Here is a 1,772-nt window from a genome sequence, read left to right on the forward strand (position 1 = left end):
ATTTTATAGAAAGAGTAGATATTGGTAACAAAACACCGTACTGTAATTGCACTCCTTCGTTTTGGTAACAAAACACCGTACTGTAATTACATTTTATCGTTTTTGGCAACAAAACACCGTACTGTAATTACATTTTCGTCTGGTGGTACTTGATTCCTAATTTTATTTTAACAGTGCAGTTTTTATTTTTGGTAACAAAACACCGTACTGTAATTGCACTTTCTCGATTTTTTGCAACAAAATACCGTACTGTAATTGTACTCTTTCATTTTTGGTAACAAAACACCGTACTGTAATTGCACTATGTACTTTTTACATTTAAAAATTTCTACTCCTTTTGGAGAAAAAATAGCCATATGACGCGTTCGGGACAAATTTGGTAACAAAACACCGTACTGTAATTGCATATTTTTCCCCCTCTGAAATGGCTCAACATCAATGAATTTCGTTTTTATGCAACAAAATGCCGTACCAAAAACACACTTTGACACCATCTGAAAAGAACATAATACTAAAGTTAGAATATATAAGAATAGGAGAGGAGTAGTGAAAATTATGGAGATGAATCGACATATTTTGATTGCAAACAAGGTACTGATTGCGATGAGCGGATTAACACGTTGGACGAAACGTGCTAATTACTATCACTATGAGCAACATTTCTATAACATTCCAGCCTGTTTCACTGCATTTAGATGGACTAAATCTCGAATACGTCATATCCTCTCTATCCTCGCTTACGCTGATGATCAAGGGAATATTGAGTTCATCGAAGATCATATGGTCGCGGATCTTGCATGCACTTCTGTCCGTTCCTTGCATAACAACTTGAAGATGTTCGAAGAGAATGGTCTTATGACGGTCGTGCGTCACTTCCCGGGCGTAATCTCAATCCACTTGACAGATTACCTTGAAAACTATCGGGATCTGTTTGTAGACGGTACCTCAGTAGGTTCGAAGACCGGGTATACGTCTATTTGGCACGGTCTTTTGTCAGAACTGATTGCGCTCGATAACGTGAATACATTACGACTCGCGCTACGGACACTTGTTCAAGTTGAGAAAGACGTATACGTCCAATCAAACGAGCATGCGATTCTGACTTATGATGAAATCAAGGGTTTTCTGCCTAAATACTGCGGCCATAAGCTCGCCATCCAAAAGATGATGTCCGGTCTCCAGTTCCTTCAAGTCTCTCTTGTCGAAGATAGCAAGCGCTTTTTGAATATAGTCAAACAGAACGTTTCTCTTAAGAAACGGGTCCAAGACGTGACGCGACCACTCTTACTTGAAGTCCACCTATCCGCTGCACAAGATAGTAAGCAGATCAAAGAGAAAGAGCGCTCTGAAGTTCAACTCCTTTGGTTCGAATTGCGTAAGCGGGCAGGGGAGTTCTTCGACTTTGACGCACTCAAGGTCAGCCGCGATTCGCTTTTCTCGATAAGCGATACATTCGGGGCCGAAACATTCAAACAGGTCATCGAAGAGGTGAAGCAAGCATTCATTCATCACCGTGAGGATTTGGTGCACTCGAGCGCCCATAAGCTGTTCTTTGAAGAGCCGATTATCTACCTCCATCAACAACTAAAAGCGACTCAGGTAAAAATGGCTATCGCATGATGGTCTATTTGTCATGTTTTTTTTTGAAAAAGATATGAAAACGTCTTATTCTTGGAGGGATTTCTGTCTGATTAACACTCATTTTAAGTCACCACTGCACATCAAGTGTCCTATTTTTTTTTTAGGAAAAAAATCAAATTAATTAACTAAAG

The 1,772-nt window shown here is 39.6% G+C and carries 1 protein-coding gene; it reads left to right on the top strand.

Annotated features, from left to right (window positions below; all coding sequences use genetic code 11):
* Positions 1 to 555: 555 nt before the first annotated feature.
* On the top strand, positions 556 to 1,620 hold the full coding sequence (locus GVY43_RS15685) for a hypothetical protein (RefSeq protein WP_159563795.1): 1,065 nt from the start codon (positions 556 to 558) through the stop codon (positions 1,618 to 1,620).
* Positions 1,621 to 1,772 lie beyond the last annotated feature (152 nt).

The organism is Exiguobacterium sp. 8H (assembly GCF_902506255.1).
GTDB classification, from domain to species: domain Bacteria; phylum Bacillota; class Bacilli; order Exiguobacteriales; family Exiguobacteriaceae; genus Exiguobacterium; species Exiguobacterium profundum.